Below are 16,544 nucleotides of genomic sequence, written 5' to 3'. Positions count from 1 at the left end.
TGCGAATACGCAAATGTACGCTGATACCAGATCCAGAATATCGCTACCGCAAGCATCAGCCCAAGACCTATCTTGTAGTACTTGGAGTCGTACCACAATGACATGTCGTAGTCAGCACTCGCAGCGCCACTCGTTCCCATTGTTGTTGCCATCTTTATTCCTCCTTACTTACTTGTTAATTAATACTACCTTCTCTCGTCTCTAATACTAATTAATTAGTACTGCTCTTTTTACAACAGCTCAAGCGCCTTCTTCCCTAGACACTCCTTACGCTGCGTCCCACAGGCTAGTCGACCTTACACCATAAAGTCAAGTCATTTGTCATAAAATCTCCACTTAAACCATAGGGACTTCGAGTATATTAATTGATAATATTTTCGTTTTCAATATTCCAATCAGGTCTTCAAGCTTCAATATAGCACTTTGTTGAGTCTTAATTCATCTTAGCGGCACACGGATTTCACAAAATTTGTGTCAAGGATTTTTTTCTGAATATACCCAAGTTCGCCACCCTGGCATCATCGGGAAATACAAGCCCAGGCAAATGGGTCGTTTCTCTATTTTCTGAAACAATGCCGCATAGCTGTTGAGCTGAAAAGTGTATCTTTTCTGTTCCATGTCCAGAAACTCCTCCAGACTCGAACCCTCGTGACTGCTGGTTTTGTAATCGATTATCCACCGGACTCCATTGTTGTCGCAAAAAGTACGGTCAATTACAAATTCGGTAGCTTTACCATTGATCGTACCCGTTAATTTGAGCTCATTTTGTGCATCACCCTGCTCACCCAGAATCCATCGGCCGCGCTTATCCGTTATTGAGTTGACCAAAGCGATCACAACTCGCTCGACCGCTTGCTCAAGCACCTCGGTTTCGTTGCTTATTCCCTTCATTAACAATCCATTAATGATTTTTTTACGTAATGTGTTTATACGATGCGCAGTCCATCCTTGCAGTTTATCTTCTGCTATCTGCTGCAACCAGCGATGCACAACACTGCCAACATGTTTTGCTAATTCACCTGCCCATGAAAATTCTATTGCAGGCTCCGTTTTTCCAGTATCTCCGGTTAGCTGCCAGTCGATTTGTGCTGGCGCTTCGGGTAGTTGCCAACCACTTTCCAACCGAATGATAGATTGGTCAATATTAGTCTTTTTTTCAGATTCAACCCGTCTTTTCAGATTTTCTGTATTATCTGCCTTATTATGCTCAACAGCATTGATATAAATATGACCGACAGCTGGCCACAGTCTATTCAATAGGCTACCGGCTCTCGGCTGTGGAAAGATCGATCTACCGGACTTAATGTTTTTTCCATTTACACTCACATGACCAAACAGATGCAAATATTTTTTTGCGCGGGTTGCAGCAACATACAATAAGCGTTCAACCTCATATTCTTCCTTTTCCCGCTCCAGTGACTCCAGCCAGAAATTAATAGTATCATTTTCCCTTCCCGACCTTTGAATCGGCGCCAGAAACAAATCAACATCGCTAGTACCAATGGAATTTTGACCCGCATCAGGTTGGTGTATTTGGCGAGGCTGCTCCATCCATCTGAGTAACTGTCTTTCATTGTTTCTCGAAGAATAGCCCAGACCTGGCAACAAAACCGTATCAAATTCCAGCCCTTTGGCCTTATGAATGGTCATAATCTGCAGACGATCACCTGCTTCAGTATCGGGTGCTGCAAAAAGCCTAGATAAACCCTCCTCAAATTCATCCCAATCTGTAATACTACACGCGCACTCATGGGCCTCAAGATAGTCCAGATAAACCATGGCGTCATTTAATGTACCTGTTTTTAACTTTTCTGGCTTGAACTGCAGTATCTGATTCTCAGCGGTTAAATTCATCCTGTGCTGTATCCCGACACAACCAGGGCCACCCAATGTCAACCAGACCGCTTCTACTGTAGCACGAAGCGACTGCCTGTACCGATTGCCTATGCATTGTGTAAGCAGCTTAGCGACAACTTTCAAGCGTCTGGCACCATCACAGGATAGGCAATGGTATGTCTCATTCGCATTGATCAGCTCCAGAATAGTTTGAGGTTGCTGTTTTGATTGCCGTTCCGACTGAACCGCCTGAATCGATGCCAGTGCCTGCAAATCATCCAACTGAAGGCCACACCATGGCGCACGCAATATTGCCAGCCATGCCAGCCGATCGGCCGGATCCAATAAAGCCCGTGTCAACATCAATAAATCCTGCACCACTGGTTTTTTACTCAGCGCATCAATTTCCACTGCATGAAAACGCAAACCATAAGACTGCAACGACGCCACAATTTCAGACAGATGACTGCGATTTCTTACAAGCACAGCGATTGAATCTCCCGGATAGTTCACCCTGGTTTGTACAATCACATCTAAAACTTTTTCGGCTTCAGCGACACGGTCATTTTCAAACGCGGGATACACAGTGACAGCTGTATTTTCCAATGTATCACGCATCGCTATAGCGGGCGCATATGTAACAGCACCCACTGTGACGTCCTCAGTAACGGGCATAATCTGTTTGAAAGCATCGTTAATCCAGTCAACAATACCACGCTGGGAGCGAAAATTGCTTCTGAGCGTAATAGAATGTAGGTCGATATGACCAATTCCTGTTTGGCGTGCCTGCAAAAACAAGCCCACTTCTGCTTCCCTGAAACGATAGATCGACTGCATGGGATCACCAACGGCAAACAAACTGCGACCATCACCAGGTTCCCATCCAGCAATTAATTTCTCTATCAATCGATACTGACTGATGGATGTATCCTGAAATTCGTCGACAAGTATATGTTTGATGCGGTAATCCAGCGCCAGCGCCAGATCTGTGGGTTTTTCAGATTCACCCAGCGCAGCAAGAGCACTTTGCATGATCTCAGTAAAATCCACCTGCCCTGTCATTTGAAATATGATTTTTAGTTGCACCACAGCGAGTGGCAGCAAACGCGTGATCGTACCCAGAATTTTCCATTGCTCCTCATTGTATGCGGGAGGCGGCAGAGATCGGATATCGCATAACAGACGCTGCAGTGGCTGATTTGATTTGAGCCGGTCCAAGAGCTTCAAGAAGCGTTCTTTCCAGACGCCAGCTGTTTCCTTTTCGATTTTCGTTTTTCCTGCCGGGAAGCCCTGCCTTGCATCTACTCTGTCACGCCATTGACCATCTGTCTTCAGCAACAATTCAGCAATCCCACAACATTGATCGACATTATTCGGCAGACAATCCAGACCGTCACACAAAGCCAATACAGAAGTTTTTTTCTCCGCCGTTAAGTTTGCAGCTGCATATCGTAAAAGTGCCAATAACTCCTGATGCACCTCATCTGGCAATAAGCGATGTAACTGAGCGACCTTCTTGTTACGTATGTTTCCGAGAGATGATTCCAGTTCGTCGCGTGTTCTTCTTTTTCCATGAATATGCCGCAGCCAATGGTCGCGTCGTGCCAGCATAGATGCCAACAGGCTCTCAATACGTGCAATATCGTTATCCAGATGTTCCAGCAGTATGGCAATATCATCGGCCACGCCAGGATCCTGATCAAGCAGCGCTATAGTCGCACGTGCCGCCTCTCGATATAACTTTTGCACATTACCCGATACCTCAGGCTGTGATCCGAATTTTGACAACACAGGCATTTGACGGGTCAATGAAGCACACAATGCATCTATTGTCTGTATACGCAATCGCATGGGATTTTCAACCAGCTTCCAGCCGGATCTCTGATCATGCAGCATGACCGCAGTTGCAAGTTCGTACGTCAATTTATCAAAGGCATTCCCAGGATGGCCTGCTCCATTCGCCGCGTCCAGCGCTTTGACAATTCGTTCACGCATTTCTGCTGCAGCTTTGCGGGTAAACGTTATAGCCACAATTTCTTCAGGTTCGTTGACACAGACCAGAAGTCGAAGATAGCGCTGTATCAACAGACCTGTCTTTCCTGATCCTGCTGGAGCCTGAACAATAAATGAGCAACCAGGATCAATAGCACGCAGACGTTCAGCTGCATCGGACGGATCTCTGGATTTAATCATGATTAACTTCTCATTCTTCGTCTGGGTTCTTGAACCGTTCGTGTATGCGGCAAAGTGCCTGCAGATCACAATACTGACAGGTCAAAGGAAAGCGTTTAGGTAATACACGGGCATCTCCGCTGATAAAACCATTGGCAAGGTCAGTTAAATCCTGCTTCCATTTTGTCGTCAGTTCATGCCAGGTTGAAAACTGTGCGCATGCAGCAAGTTCGCTGAACGCCTTGACACCCGGTAACAAGCCTGTTTCATTGACAATAGCCGAGAAACCCATTTGCCCAGGATTTATTGCAGCGAAAGCAATACCAGCAACAGCTGGCCCATCGGATTCGGTCATCACAAGATATAATGGCAGCTGCGGTTCATCGAGACGTTCTCCGAGCATCGAACTTATACTATATGACCGGGTTTTGTAATCTATAATCAGAAACTGGCCGTTAGCCAGCCTGTCTACTCTATCTACACGTACCTGTAATGCCAAATCGCCAAGTTGCAGTTGATATTTCTTTTCTGTTGCTGCAATACTAAATGAGTCGCGTTTTTTTTCAATATCCAGCCACTCACGCATCAAATGAATCAAACGTTGGTGCTCTAACGCTCTATACCGTTTCGACAGCACACAAGGGCGCCACTGCCCAATCTCCTCTATTGCACGGCTTGCTACACTGCACAGTATCTTTTCAAGGTCTGTCTGTAAAACAGTATCAAGCGTTTCTTTAGACTTTAGCTCCTGCCAAAGCAGATGTAGCACACGATGCACAAGCAAACCGCGTTCTCGAGCATTAAACCCTACATGTGGCCTGTCTTTATCCATAACACGCAAACGATGCTTGGCCCATGCACGAAAAGGACATGCTGCATAATCCTTTATTACAGCAGTACCACCGGTCACCTTCGGCACTTTTGATAAATTCACATGATGGTCAATGATACGTTCGACACGTGCTGCATCAACAATCAGGTCACGATGTAATTTATAGTGCTGCTCGGCAGCGGTCCGTTCGGGTATTCCTCGGATTAATGAGCTCGGAGCAATCGCTTGTGCATCTGCTCCATCTGAAAAGACTGGATGACTTAACACCACCTCTTTGGCACCACGCAACCAGTTTTTTTGCAGTTGGCGCGAATAATTCAGGGCTTCATCCGTTGACTTCATTGGAATACCCGCTTTTTTCTGTAGCTCGTATGGCAGAAAAGGATTAGGACGAGAAGGCATCGGCCAATGTTCTTCAGACAACCCCAAAACCCACAAGTGATCGAACACCATACCGGCAGCCTCCATCACACCCAGTATCTGAATAGGGGTATGTGGCGTTTGAGGTTGAAACAAGGTATTGGCCACAACAGCATTAAGCTTTTCAACTGCAGCAGCACATGAGGTCGACTCCTGTACACAATCCAGCGTCGCGAAATCGGCCACGACTTCCTGCCATTTTATGGCTGTCTGATATTCTGTCGAATTCAGCGCACGTTCTCCAGGAAACCCCACGATTTGCAGCATTTGTAAAAATAACCTTGCATAGGTCGCATGATGAGATCTATGCGGTATGTCTGTCTGGCTGAACGAAAGCAATGCGGTAAAGATTTCAAGGAGTACCGGATTTTGTATTTGGCAATTGCCGGTATTTTGCTCACTTTGTTGAGATATCACATTCAAGAGTGATACTAATTGCTCTAACGTTACAAAAGGTTCCGCTTTTTGGCGCATTTGCATACAAAGCATTGCACGTTGATGCATCTCATTATCCCCACCCTTGATGTACGGTGAACGCAATAAATTGCTAGCACGATCAAATGTCAGGCCACGTTGAACCAACGCCAACACCGACAGTGCAAGATCAACCACAGGATAAGCTGTCAGCGGCAGCCCCAATGAAATATTGAACGGTCGATCTTTTTGCTGCGACTGCGCCTGCGGCAATGCATCGCGCACATCAGGTTGCATGACCTCCTGGAAAATCCGCTGAACGGTGCTTCGGCAATTTGTAAGGGCGGGCACAACGACACCGATTGATACAGAACAATCCGCTTCTAATCTCGACCGCGCCCATGTTGCAGCCTGGTAAATCTCTTCTTGAGTATTTCTGCAACTTACACGCGCAATGTTAGCGTTTCCAGTTTCTTGGTGATTAAGATAGGGTGGAATAACGCAATGAATTTTGCTGCCCAGGGCCTGTAGTTTGCTCAACAAAAAACACTGCTGCGGCGTCAGTAATTCGAAACCGTAGCAATACAAGTTATCGGGTCGGTTGAATTCTATCTGCGTACAAAGTTCTACAATCAAATCAACCAGACATGCCGGATCTATATATTGATTTTCTCTCAGGACAGACTGATATTGCTCCATCCATTCCTGAAAAGCACTGCAGTCGTCATTTAGGTAATATGCGTGCATGTCCGATGTTAATCGCCAAGCATGAACGATCTGCCAGGCTTCATATGCCGACTGGGCTGTTTGCATGGTATTCAGCAGTTTGCTGCCGGTTTCAGAAGTCTGAATAATTGTTTGCCACAGCGCATGTGCCTGGGTCACTGTCAGCAACAACGGAATTTCTACAGAATGTATAGAATAAACCGCTTCTTGATAAATGCGTTCGGTAAACGCATTGATTGGCAGGATATCTGGGGTTCGCCAAGCCGCATTCTGACGATTGGATTGTTCGCGGCTAAAGCAGTCTTTCAGCACCTGAGCGAGTCTGCGATTCGGCGTCACCACCGAAACTGCAGCCGCATTCTCGCTATTCAGGTGCCTAAAAAATTCTTGAAATGAAAGCTGCTTTAATAGAAGGGATTTTTTCATGCGGTACTAAGTTACCGCAGTTCAGATTAGCGTTGTAACTGATCACGCTTTTCGTTTATGCTGGCCCAATCATCAGCCTCAGGGAGCGGCTCTTTCTTTTCAATAATGGGCTGCCACTCTTTAGATAGTTCCGCATTCAATGCGATAAAATCCAGTTGTGTTTCGGGCACATCATCTTCTGCATATATCGCTTCAACCGGACATTCAGCGACACACAGTGTACAGTCAATACATTCATCCGGATCGATTACCAGAAAATTGGGACCTTCACGAAAACAATCTACCGGACATACATCCACACAATCAGTGTATTTACACTTTATACAATTCTCGGTTACTACATAAGCCATTAAACTATTCCTTGCGTGACACTAATAGAATCCGATATTTTAGCAGAAATTTGATTATTATCGCCAATTTCAAATTAAGTAATCTTTAACAGGTTATAGCGAAGACAAACTGATTCAGGCGCTTTCTCGCGGCGGTGTAACAAGCAGCTTAAGCGCTTCTTCATACTTTCTCATCGTCAGGCATATTACTTCTTCCGGCAATTCTGGTGCAGGAGGTTCTTTGTTCCATACCTGCGTATCGAGCCAATCGCGCACGAACTGCTTATCGTAGCTTGGCGGACTGATACCTGTCTGGTACTGTTCAGCAGGCCAGAAACGTGAAGAATCGGGTGTCAGCACCTCGTCAATTAAATACAGCTCGCCGAATTTATCAAGTCCGAATTCGAATTTGGTGTCTGCAATAATAATGCCTTTTCTGGCAGCATAATCAGCCGCCTCAGTATAAAGCCGGATTGCCTTTTCCCTGACCTTCTCAGTCAACACCTTTCCAATCAGACGTTCAGTCTCAGCCAATGAAATATTTTCGTCATGCCCGCCCGCCTGGGCTTTTGTTGACGGTGTAAAAATAGCCCCGCCCGGTATTTTCTCCGCCTGTCTTAGTCCTGATGGCAAGGAGATACCGCAAATAGTGCCGGTTTGCTGATATTCTTTCCAGCCGGAACCGGCTACAAAACCGCGTACTATAGCTTCGACAGGCAGCGGATCGAATTTACGAATAACAAATGCCCGTTCCTTCACCTGCGAACGCTCATGCGTCGCAACGACCGATTCGGGTGTTGTTTCAGTCAGATGGTTGGGAAGGATATGCGCCAGCTTTTCAAACCAGAATGCTGATAATCGTGTCAACAACTTCCCTTTTCCCGGCACGGGATTGGGCAATATCACATCATAGGCAGAAATTCGATCAGTCTGAACAATCAACAAATTATCACCGCCTACCGCATAAATATCGCGCACCTTGCCGCGATGCACCAGTGGCAGGCTTTCGATATGCGTTTCATATAGTGCAGACTCGTTTATCATACAATTAACTGGATCCAAGATGCTGCTGAATCAGGAGCGCGTTTTTCAGTGCTTCATCAACCGTCGCGCCAAGAACGGTAAAATGTCCCATTTTGCGTCCCGGCCGCGCTACTTTCTTATCGTACAAATGTAGTTTTGCAAATGTCTGGCCGAATAGATAGTACCAGTCCGGTGTACCTTTCTGCCATAAATCACCCAGTAGATTAACCATTACGCAAGGATGATGTAACGCTGCGTTACCCAGCGGCAAGCCGCACAGAGCGCGCAATTGCTGCTCAAACTGCGAAGTGATGCACGCATCGATAGTGTAATGCCCGCTATTGTGTGGACGCGGTGCAATTTCGTTAATCACCAACCGGTTATCGTCCAGCACGAAAAATTCAACACAAAGCACGCCTTGGTATTGCAGAATGTGAACCAGTTTTTCTGCAGTATCACAGGCCTGTTCAGCCAGCATGGCTGGAATCCTGGCTGGCGCGATACTGATATCGAGAATACCGTTGACATGCCGGTTTTCAGTAACTGGAAATATCGCTGTCGACCCATCGCACCCTCTTGCCAATATAACGGAAATTTCAGATTTCAATGGCAGTTTTTTTTCCAGAACACATGGTACTGAATTCATCTCGACAAAAGCATCCACCAGTTCGGTCTCACTGTTCACATACCGTTGACCCTTGCCATCATATCCGAACTGACTGACTTTCAATATACCCGGGAATAAATTCTTCACATTATCAGCACAATCAACATGTTCAATCGCGGCAAACGGTGCCACGGAAAAACCATGTGTCTGCAAAAAACATTTTTCAGCAATTCTGTTTTGGGCAATTGCCACACTCCGGGCATCCGGGCTAACTGTACTGAATGACGCCAATGCAGAAAGCACATCTGCCGGTATGTTTTCAAACTCGGTTGTAATTGCAGTGCACTGTGCGCCCAACTGTTGCAGAGCGGCCTGATCGGTATATTCTTTACAAATAAACTGCTCGGCTATTCGCCCGGCAGGACTGTCAGCGTCCGGATCCAGCACGGTTACCTGATACCCCATACGATGCGCCGCCATGGTAAACATTCGGCCCAACTGGCCCCCTCCCAGCAAACCCAGCATTGCACCCGGCAGAATTGGTTTCATTCAGATTTCTTCACGAAGCAAAATTTTTTATACTTCAGGTAACTGCATTGCAGCGACACTTTCCGCTTGTTTTTTTCGAAACTCGATTAATTGATTTCGAATCCGGTCATCGCTGTTTGCCAACATAGCCACAGCAAAAAGCCCTGCATTCGAAGCACCTGCCTCACCGATAGCAAAAGATGCAACGGGTACGCCCTTAGGCATCTGAACAATGGACAGTAATGAATCCAACCCATTCAGATAACGCGAATTGACAGGCACTCCCAGAACAGGTACTGTCGTTTTGGCGGCAATCATGCCTGGCAGATGCGCAGCGCCGCCAGCACCGGCAATTATACATTGGATGCCTCGCTGGCTTGCAGCTTCAGCAAACTCAAACATTACATCGGGCGTACGATGTGCCGAAACCACGCGTACTTCATACGGAAGATCAAAATCCTTCAGAATCGCCACTGTGTGCTGCATAACACTCCAATCGCTGTTGCTGCCCATGACGACACTGACTAATGGCTCTTTAACTTTCATAATATATGTTCAGCAGATTCAGGAAATTACATTTGTGAATAAAGTCATAAATATACATGTCGTATTATGCGCACTGCAAAGCGTGCTTCAGGTGTAACGCGGTTTTGTCTGTTTATAATAGTCGATACGCGTTATATAATTTTAAACCATAACTCGAACTGAAAGCGTATTTCTATGAATTTTCAACGTGGCAGACCGAAAGAGGAACCCGAAATCAATCTGGTTCCCATGATAGATGTTTTGCTGGTGATCCTGATTTTTCTGGTAGTTACCACAACCTATTCGAAGTTTGCCGAACTGGAAATCACATTGCCTGAAGCCAATAGTACAGAGATTGATAAAAAAGTAGAGCGACCCAAATCAATAGATATAGCAGTCACGGCAATGGGAGAATATACAATCGATACGGTGCCGGTCAAATCGACTAGTATTGAATATCTGCGCGATGCTCTACGAAATGCTGCCGGGGATCAGGAGGATCCCTTAATTATTATTAACGGCGATGAGAACGCTTCTTATCAATCCGTCATCAGAATAATGGAGGCTGCGCGTCTCGCGGGGTACAACAAGATCACATTCGTCGCTGAAATAAAACCCGAAAATTAAATCTGAAATCAATTCATAAAAAAACTGTAACTACGAAAATTTTCTTCACTCATTTATTCAACTATTTTATTAAGAAAGGAGGCTTGCATGTCATTAAATCTTGACAATTTTTCCAGTGAAGCATTATCAGGCAATCAGTACGTTTTAGCGCCCTTACCATATGCGGATAATGCATTGGAGCCTGTAATTTCCGCAAATACACTCAGCTTTCACTATGGCAAACATCACAAGACCTATGTTGACAATCTGAACAAAATGGTTGCAGGCACTGAGCTTGAAGGTCAGTCTCTTGAACAAATCATTCGGGCAGTTGCAGGTAAAGCGGATAAGGCGGGTGTTTTTAATAACGCCGCGCAGGTGTGGAATCATATGTTCTACTGGCATAGCCTTAGCCCTAATGGAGGTGGAGAACCATCTTCAGCGCTCAAACAGAAAATCGAACAGTCATTTGGTAGTATTGATGCCTGTAAAAAGGAATTTGCCAACGCGGCCATGACGCAGTTTGGCAGCGGCTGGGCCTGGCTGGTTCAGGACGGAGACAAGATCGCTGTTGCAAAAACCAGTAATGCGGAGTCTCCTATCACACAAAATCTTCGCCCGTTGATGACGATTGATGTCTGGGAGCATGCATACTACCTGGATTATCAGAACCGCCGCGTCGATTATGTTAATACCATTCTGGACAAATTGATTAACTGGGAATTTGCGCAATCGAATCTGGCGTAAATCTGATTAACCAGCATATTGATTGTATGACTGATATCACTATCGCCCTGTCAAAAGGGCGAATATTTGACGATACCGCGCCCTTATTAGAAGCTGCCGGTATCGTCTCCCGGGACAATCCCGAATCATCACGCAAACTGATTTTATTGACCAACCGTACAAATGTACGACTGGTCATTGTGCGTGCCTCCGACGTCCCAACCTATGTACAATACGGCGCGGCTGATCTTGGTATTGCCGGGAAAGACGTCTTGCTGGAGCATGGTGGCAACGGACTGTATCAGCCACTTGATTTAAACATTGCGCGCTGCCGTATGATGGTTGCAGCACCAGAAGGATTTGATTACGACTCGGCAGTACGGCAAGGAGCACGATTACGAATCGCCACCAAATACTTGCAAACCACACGCGAGCATTTCGCCGACAAGGGAGTACACGTCGACCTGATCAAGCTGTATGGCTCAATGGAATTGGCACCACTGGTCGGGCTAGCTGACGCAATCGTCGATCTGGTCTCTACTGGCAGTACACTAAAAGCCAATAACCTGCGTGCAGTCGAAGAAATCATGCCAATATCTTCCAGATTGATTGTCAATCAAGCGGCATTAAAACTGAAGAGAGCAACCATAGTGCCTATCCTGAATGCATTTTCGCGTGCCGTAAACAATTAACAACCAGACATTTTTTGCTTATCACCTGGACAACTAACATGGTTCAAATCAAAAAACTCAATTCAACCGACAGTAATTTCAATCAGACTCTGCAACAACTGCTGTCTTTTGACACAATCATGGATGAATCGGTTGACGCCATCGTCGCACAGATTCTCACCGATATCAAAGCACGGGGAAATGCAGCGGTGGTTGAGTATACACAACGTTTTGACCATGTACGTGCCAGTTCAATGAACGCTCTGGAATTAACCCGAAGAGAATTACAGCAATCATTGTCAACATTACCGGTTAAGCAGCGGCAAGCGCTCGAGCATGCAGCCAGCCGCATCAGAAGTTATCATGAAAAGCAGGTTGCCAGTTCATGGCATTATCAGGAAGCTGACGATACCATGCTTGGTCAGAAAGTCTCGCCACTGGACCGCGTTGGACTCTACGTGCCCGGTGGCAAGGCTTCGTACCCATCGTCAGTTCTTATGAATGCAATACCCGCTAAAGTTGCCGGCGTCAAAGAGCTTTTTATGGTTGTACCAACACCACACGGCGAAAAAAATGACATGGTATTGGCGGCAGCGGCGATCAGTGATGTAGACCGCGTATTTACCATTGGTGGTGCCCAAGCTATTGGCGCTCTGGCTTACGGCACTGAAACCATACCCCAGGTTGATAAAATTGTCGGTCCTGGCAATGCGTATGTTGCGGCCGCCAAGCGTCGCGTTTTCGGGGTTGTCGGCATCGATATGGTCGCGGGACCTTCAGAAATTCTGGTCATTTGCGATGGCAAAACAGATCCTGATTGGATTGCCATGGATTTGTTTTCCCAGGCTGAACATGACGAGCTTGCACAATCGATTTTACTATCACCTGACGCCGGTTTTTTAGACAAAGTCGCACAAAGTATCGATCAGTTAATAGAGACCATGCCCCGAAAAAATGTTATTTGCGCGGCGCTGGAAAACCGCGGCGCATTAATCAGAGTTCGGGATCTGGAAGAAGCATGTACAATCGCAAATTCAATTTCTCCTGAACATCTGGAACTCTCTGTTGATAGCCCGGAACACTGGGTTGATAAAATCAGGCATGCCGGTGCTATTTTTATGGGACGACATACCTGTGAAGCGTTGGGTGATTACTGTGCTGGTCCCAATCATGTGCTGCCTACTTCGCGAACGGCGCGATTCTCATCCCCACTGGGGGTTTATGATTTTCAGAAACGCAGCAGCTTGATACAGGTTTCCGAACGGGGTGCCGCAAAGCTTGGTGAGGTTGCATCAATACTGGCAAACTGTGAAGGCCTGCAGGCACATGCTCGCTCTGCAGAATATCGTATTAAAGCATAATTCCGCTACCCGGCATGCTCAACGGCCTGCCTTTCGGTTGCTTCAGTATTTCAGCGAAAAAATCAAATGCAACGCATAGCCTCGCGTGAGCATCCATATATAAAATATCTGGTCAAGCTGCAAAAATCGGCACAACTACGCAAACAGTCAGCCAGTACAATTCTGGATGGAATCCACCTGATACAATCCTATCTTTCCGCTGATACAGGCCATTCAGCGCCAAGGAGTATTGTAATCAGTGAAGCGGGGCAAAAAAACAGCGAAATCATTTCTTTGTTAGATACTTGCAGGCAATTTCCAGATACGTGCATTTACCGTGTTACCGATCAAGTGTTCGAAAAAATTTCCTCGGTCAAAACGCCAACCGGTGTTCTTGCCTGCATTACAGTTCCGGCGGTTACAGATCAATCGATCATAGCCGTTTCCGAACTGTTGAATTGCATTTTGCTTGAATCAATACAAGACCCCGGTAACCTGGGCACAATTATCCGTACTGCAGCGGCTGCAGATATATCCGACATCTTTTTATCCCGCGATTGCGCCGATGCCTGGTCTCCAAAAACGCTGCGCGCCGCCATGGGCGCCCACTTCCTGACAACCATACACAGCGATTGCAATCTATTAGAAATCTCCAAACATTATCGTGGACAAATAATTGCCACGGCTCTTAACGGATATCAGGCACTATATCAATCAGACTTAACCGAACCCACTGCTTTTGTATTTGGCAATGAAGGCACGGGATTATCAGAATTAATGCTTCGTGCCGCAGATAAAACAATTTTCGTTCCAATGCCAGGCAAAACAGAATCACTCAACGCTGCTAGTGCTGTTGCTGTCTGTTTATTCGAAATGGTACGCCAGCAAAAATTTGGATTCAAGGCATAGTTGGAACTAATAATCATCGCGGTGTATCATAACAGGTTTGATTCAGATACCTTGGAGGTACCATGAGATTATTATTTGCAACCATTACGCTATTTATGATCAGCTTACTCTTTTATCCACTAAACACGCTAGCACTGCATCATGAAGAATCCACCGTGGTTGCGTCTGGAAAGCAATATCCAAACGATGAGGGGAAAGTTATTGAGGTTCTGGACACCGCGGGGTATACCTATATGCAACTTGAGAATGGTGACAGGCAATTTTGGATTGCTGCACCAACAACACAGGTCAAGATCGGCGATCACATTCGATTTGTGGAAAGTATGTCAATGGAAAACTTTACCAGTAAAACATTAAACCGCACATTCAGGCGCGTTATATTCGCGTCATCAACAATGATAAAAAAATAGGGTCATTCTATTTCAGCTGCGCCAATAAACAATAAATTTTTTAACCGTTTAATTTCATCCCGATACTGTGCGGCCTGTTCGAACTCCAGATTCTTGGCAGCATTCAGCATGTTCTTTTCCAACCGCTGGATTTCCTTGCTGATCTGTTTTGCATCCATTGTTTGATATTCCGCCTGCGTATCACTGGCTTTAAGTTTCTTTTGTGCCGTCTCGAGACTATAGACGCCATCGATCATGTCCTTTATCCGCTTATGCACAGATCGCGGTGTAATTTGATGGATCTGGTTAAAAGCCAGTTGTTTTTCGCGACGTCGGTTTGTTTCATCCATAGCTGCACGCATGGACCGGGTAATGTGATCGGCATACAGAATGGCTGTTCCGTTAATATGTCGTGCAGCTCTACCAATGGTTTGTATTAAAGAACGTTCTGATCGTAAAAACCCCTCCTTGTCCGCATCCAGTATCGCGACCAATGAGACTTCTGGAATATCCAGTCCCTCGCGTAAAAGGTTGATGCCAACCAGCACATCAAATTCACCAAGTCTTAAATCACGAATGATCTCAACGCGTTCTACAGTATCGATATCAGAATGCAGATAACGCACTCTGATCTGATGGTCCGCAAAATAATCCGTCAGGTCTTCTGCCATCCGCTTGGTTAATGTCGTCACCAGAACGCGTTCATTCCTGTCAGCACGGATGGTTACTTCAGACATCAAATCATCTACCTGCGATGTAACCGGACGTACTTCTATCTGCGGATCGACAAGTCCTGTCGGCCGGACAACTTGCTCGACAGTCTGACCGCTATGCTTGTGCTCGTAGTCCGCCGGCGTCGCGGAGATAAAAACGGTTTGTGGCATCATTTTTTCAAATTCTTCAAATTTAAGCGGTCGATTATCCAAAGCAGATGGCAAACGGAAACCGTACTGTACCAAATTTTCTTTTCGCGAGCGGTCGCCTTTATACATACCGCCAATCTGTGGCACAGTCACATGGCTTTCGTCGATAAACATCAGGGTATTTTTGGGCAAATAATCAATAAGTGTTGGTGGCGGCTCTCCGGGATTTTTTCCCGAAAGATGCCGGGAGTAATTTTCAATACCTTTGCAAAAGCCCAGTTCATTGAGCATCTCAAGGTCAAATCGAGTACGTTGCTCGAGACGCTGCGCTTCTACCAGATGATGGTCCTGATAAAAATAATCCAGCCGTTCACGCAGCTCACACTTGATTGACTCCATTGCCCGTAAAACCGTGCTTCTTGGTGTCACATAATGACTGGAGGGATACACTGTATAGCGTGATAATTTTTGCAAAGCGCGACCCGTCAATGGATCAAACAGCGACAAATCGTCAATTTCATCATCAAACAGCGAAATTCGAACAGCCGCTTCGGAGCTTTCCGCCGGAAAAACATCGAGCACATCTCCCCTGACACGAAACATCCCGCGCGCAAACTCTATTTCATTACGTTCATACTGCATTTCCGTCAAACGTTTAATAATATCGCGCTGCGAATATTTTTCGTTTCGCCGCAAATGCAGAATCATGCCGTGATAATCAACAGGGTCACCGATACCATAGATACACGAAACCGTTGCCACAATCACTGTATCGTCACGTTCCAGCAACGACTTTGTCGCCGATAGACGCATTTGTTCTATATGCGCATTGATGCTCGAGTCCTTTTCAATAAACAAATCACGAGAAGGCACATACGCTTCTGGCTGATAATAGTCATAATAAGAGACAAAATACTCAACAGCATTTTCGGGAAAGAATTCCCGCATCTCAGCATATAATTGTGCTGCTAGTGTTTTATTGGGTGCAATCAATATTGCGGGCCGCCCCTGACGCGCAATGACATTTGCTATGGTGAACGTTTTGCCTGACCCCGTAACACCCAGCAGCGTCTGGTAGGCCAGCCCATCGTTAATACCTTCAACCAGATTTTTGATCGCATGTGGCTGATCACCAGCGGGTTTAAACGACTGATGCAATTTATACAAACTATTGGGGAAGGTTTGAATCACAGGTATAATCC

Annotated in this window: 14 protein-coding genes; 6 read left to right on the top strand and 8 right to left on the bottom strand. The window is 46.0% G+C overall.

Translation table 11 applies throughout. The features are described 5' to 3' along the window. The 7 genes from BMX44_RS17225 to purE all read right to left on the bottom strand — a co-directional run. Positions 1-152, bottom strand: a 152-nt coding sequence (locus BMX44_RS17225) for a methane monooxygenase/ammonia monooxygenase subunit C (protein ID WP_281246235.1), incomplete at its 3' end; no start/stop codon positions are given. Positions 153-474: 322 nt separating this feature from the next. Further along, positions 475-4,029, bottom strand: a complete 3,555-nt coding sequence (locus BMX44_RS08295) for a UvrD-helicase domain-containing protein (RefSeq protein WP_090631090.1) — start codon at positions 4,027-4,029, stop codon at positions 475-477. Positions 4,030-4,039: 10 nt separating this feature from the next. Next, positions 4,040-6,826 carry a PD-(D/E)XK nuclease family protein gene (locus BMX44_RS08290; protein WP_090631087.1) on the bottom strand — a complete coding sequence of 929 codons (2,787 nt, stop codon included), beginning with the start codon at positions 6,824-6,826 and terminating at the stop codon, positions 4,040-4,042. Positions 6,827-6,852: 26 nt separating this feature from the next. Further along, positions 6,853-7,176, bottom strand: coding sequence for a ferredoxin FdxA (gene fdxA / locus BMX44_RS08285; RefSeq protein WP_090631084.1), 324 nt, complete (start codon positions 7,174-7,176; stop codon positions 6,853-6,855). 114 nt (positions 7,177-7,290) lie between these two features. Next, on the bottom strand, positions 7,291-8,199 hold the full coding sequence (locus BMX44_RS08280; protein ID WP_090631081.1) for a phosphoribosylaminoimidazolesuccinocarboxamide synthase: 909 nt from the start codon (positions 8,197-8,199) through the stop codon (positions 7,291-7,293). Between the two features lie 4 nt (positions 8,200-8,203). Beyond that, positions 8,204-9,334 carry a 5-(carboxyamino)imidazole ribonucleotide synthase gene (locus tag BMX44_RS08275; protein ID WP_090631078.1) on the bottom strand — a complete coding sequence of 377 codons (1,131 nt, stop codon included), beginning with the start codon at positions 9,332-9,334 and terminating at the stop codon, positions 8,204-8,206. 27 nt (positions 9,335-9,361) lie between these two features. Next, a complete protein-coding gene (gene purE, locus BMX44_RS08270) occupies positions 9,362-9,859 on the bottom strand; it encodes a 5-(carboxyamino)imidazole ribonucleotide mutase (protein WP_090631075.1) in 498 nt (165 codons plus the stop codon). Positions 9,860-10,033: 174 nt separating this feature from the next. Here purE and BMX44_RS08265 point away from each other — a divergent pair, with 174 nt between their 5' ends. The 6 genes from BMX44_RS08265 (at position 10,034) to BMX44_RS08240 (ending at position 14,500) form a co-directional block, all read left to right on the top strand. Next, positions 10,034-10,465, top strand: coding sequence for an ExbD/TolR family protein (locus tag BMX44_RS08265; protein WP_090631072.1), 432 nt, complete (start codon positions 10,034-10,036; stop codon positions 10,463-10,465). Between the two features lie 87 nt (positions 10,466-10,552). Next, positions 10,553-11,191, top strand: a complete 639-nt coding sequence (locus BMX44_RS08260) for a superoxide dismutase (RefSeq protein ID WP_090631068.1) — start codon at positions 10,553-10,555, stop codon at positions 11,189-11,191. Between the two features lie 26 nt (positions 11,192-11,217). After that, positions 11,218-11,862 (top strand): ATP phosphoribosyltransferase, encoded by a 645-nt coding sequence (hisG, locus tag BMX44_RS08255; protein WP_090631065.1) that lies wholly within the window; start codon positions 11,218-11,220, stop codon positions 11,860-11,862. 38 nt (positions 11,863-11,900) lie between these two features. Beyond that, positions 11,901-13,202, top strand: a complete 1,302-nt coding sequence (gene hisD / locus BMX44_RS08250) for a histidinol dehydrogenase (RefSeq protein WP_090631063.1) — start codon at positions 11,901-11,903, stop codon at positions 13,200-13,202. A 66-nt stretch (positions 13,203-13,268) separates the two neighbouring features. After that, positions 13,269-14,090: a TrmH family RNA methyltransferase gene (locus BMX44_RS08245; protein ID WP_090631060.1), complete on the top strand. Its 822-nt coding sequence runs from the start codon at positions 13,269-13,271 to the stop codon at positions 14,088-14,090. A 62-nt stretch (positions 14,091-14,152) separates the two neighbouring features. Further along, positions 14,153-14,500 carry a hypothetical protein gene (locus BMX44_RS08240; protein WP_090631058.1) on the top strand — a complete coding sequence of 116 codons (348 nt, stop codon included), beginning with the start codon at positions 14,153-14,155 and terminating at the stop codon, positions 14,498-14,500. Between the two features lie 2 nt (positions 14,501-14,502). Here BMX44_RS08240 and uvrB read toward each other — a convergent pair whose 3' ends face one another. Beyond that, on the bottom strand, positions 14,503-16,533 hold the full coding sequence (gene uvrB / locus BMX44_RS08235) for an excinuclease ABC subunit UvrB (RefSeq protein ID WP_090631056.1): 2,031 nt from the start codon (positions 16,531-16,533) through the stop codon (positions 14,503-14,505). Positions 16,534-16,544 lie beyond the last annotated feature (11 nt).

Source organism: Nitrosomonas marina, assembly GCF_900110145.1.
Taxonomy (GTDB): Bacteria; Pseudomonadota; Gammaproteobacteria; order Burkholderiales; family Nitrosomonadaceae; genus Nitrosomonas; species Nitrosomonas marina.
The sequence above is the reverse complement of the archived record's forward strand: the minus strand, read 5'-3'. Positions and strand labels throughout refer to the sequence as shown.

Coding starts and splice junctions, on each gene's coding strand:
- BMX44_RS08265 (WP_090631072.1), top strand. CDS start 10,034: ATGAATTTTCAACGTGGCAGACCGAAAGAGGAACCCGAAATCAATCTG.
- purE (WP_090631075.1), bottom strand. CDS start 9,859: ATGAAAGTTAAAGAGCCATTAGTCAGTGTCGTCATGGGCAGCAACAGC.
- hisD (WP_090631063.1), top strand. CDS start 11,901: ATGGTTCAAATCAAAAAACTCAATTCAACCGACAGTAATTTCAATCAG.
- BMX44_RS08290 (WP_090631087.1), bottom strand. CDS start 6,826: ATGAAAAAATCCCTTCTATTAAAGCAGCTTTCATTTCAAGAATTTTTT.
- hisG (WP_090631065.1), top strand. CDS start 11,218: ATGACTGATATCACTATCGCCCTGTCAAAAGGGCGAATATTTGACGAT.
- BMX44_RS08245 (WP_090631060.1), top strand. CDS start 13,269: ATGCAACGCATAGCCTCGCGTGAGCATCCATATATAAAATATCTGGTC.
- BMX44_RS08295 (WP_090631090.1), bottom strand. CDS start 4,029: ATGATTAAATCCAGAGATCCGTCCGATGCAGCTGAACGTCTGCGTGCT.
- BMX44_RS08240 (WP_090631058.1), top strand. CDS start 14,153: ATGAGATTATTATTTGCAACCATTACGCTATTTATGATCAGCTTACTC.
- fdxA (WP_090631084.1), bottom strand. CDS start 7,176: ATGGCTTATGTAGTAACCGAGAATTGTATAAAGTGTAAATACACTGAT.
- BMX44_RS08280 (WP_090631081.1), bottom strand. CDS start 8,199: ATGATAAACGAGTCTGCACTATATGAAACGCATATCGAAAGCCTGCCA.
- BMX44_RS08275 (WP_090631078.1), bottom strand. CDS start 9,334: ATGAAACCAATTCTGCCGGGTGCAATGCTGGGTTTGCTGGGAGGGGGC.
- BMX44_RS08260 (WP_090631068.1), top strand. CDS start 10,553: ATGTCATTAAATCTTGACAATTTTTCCAGTGAAGCATTATCAGGCAAT.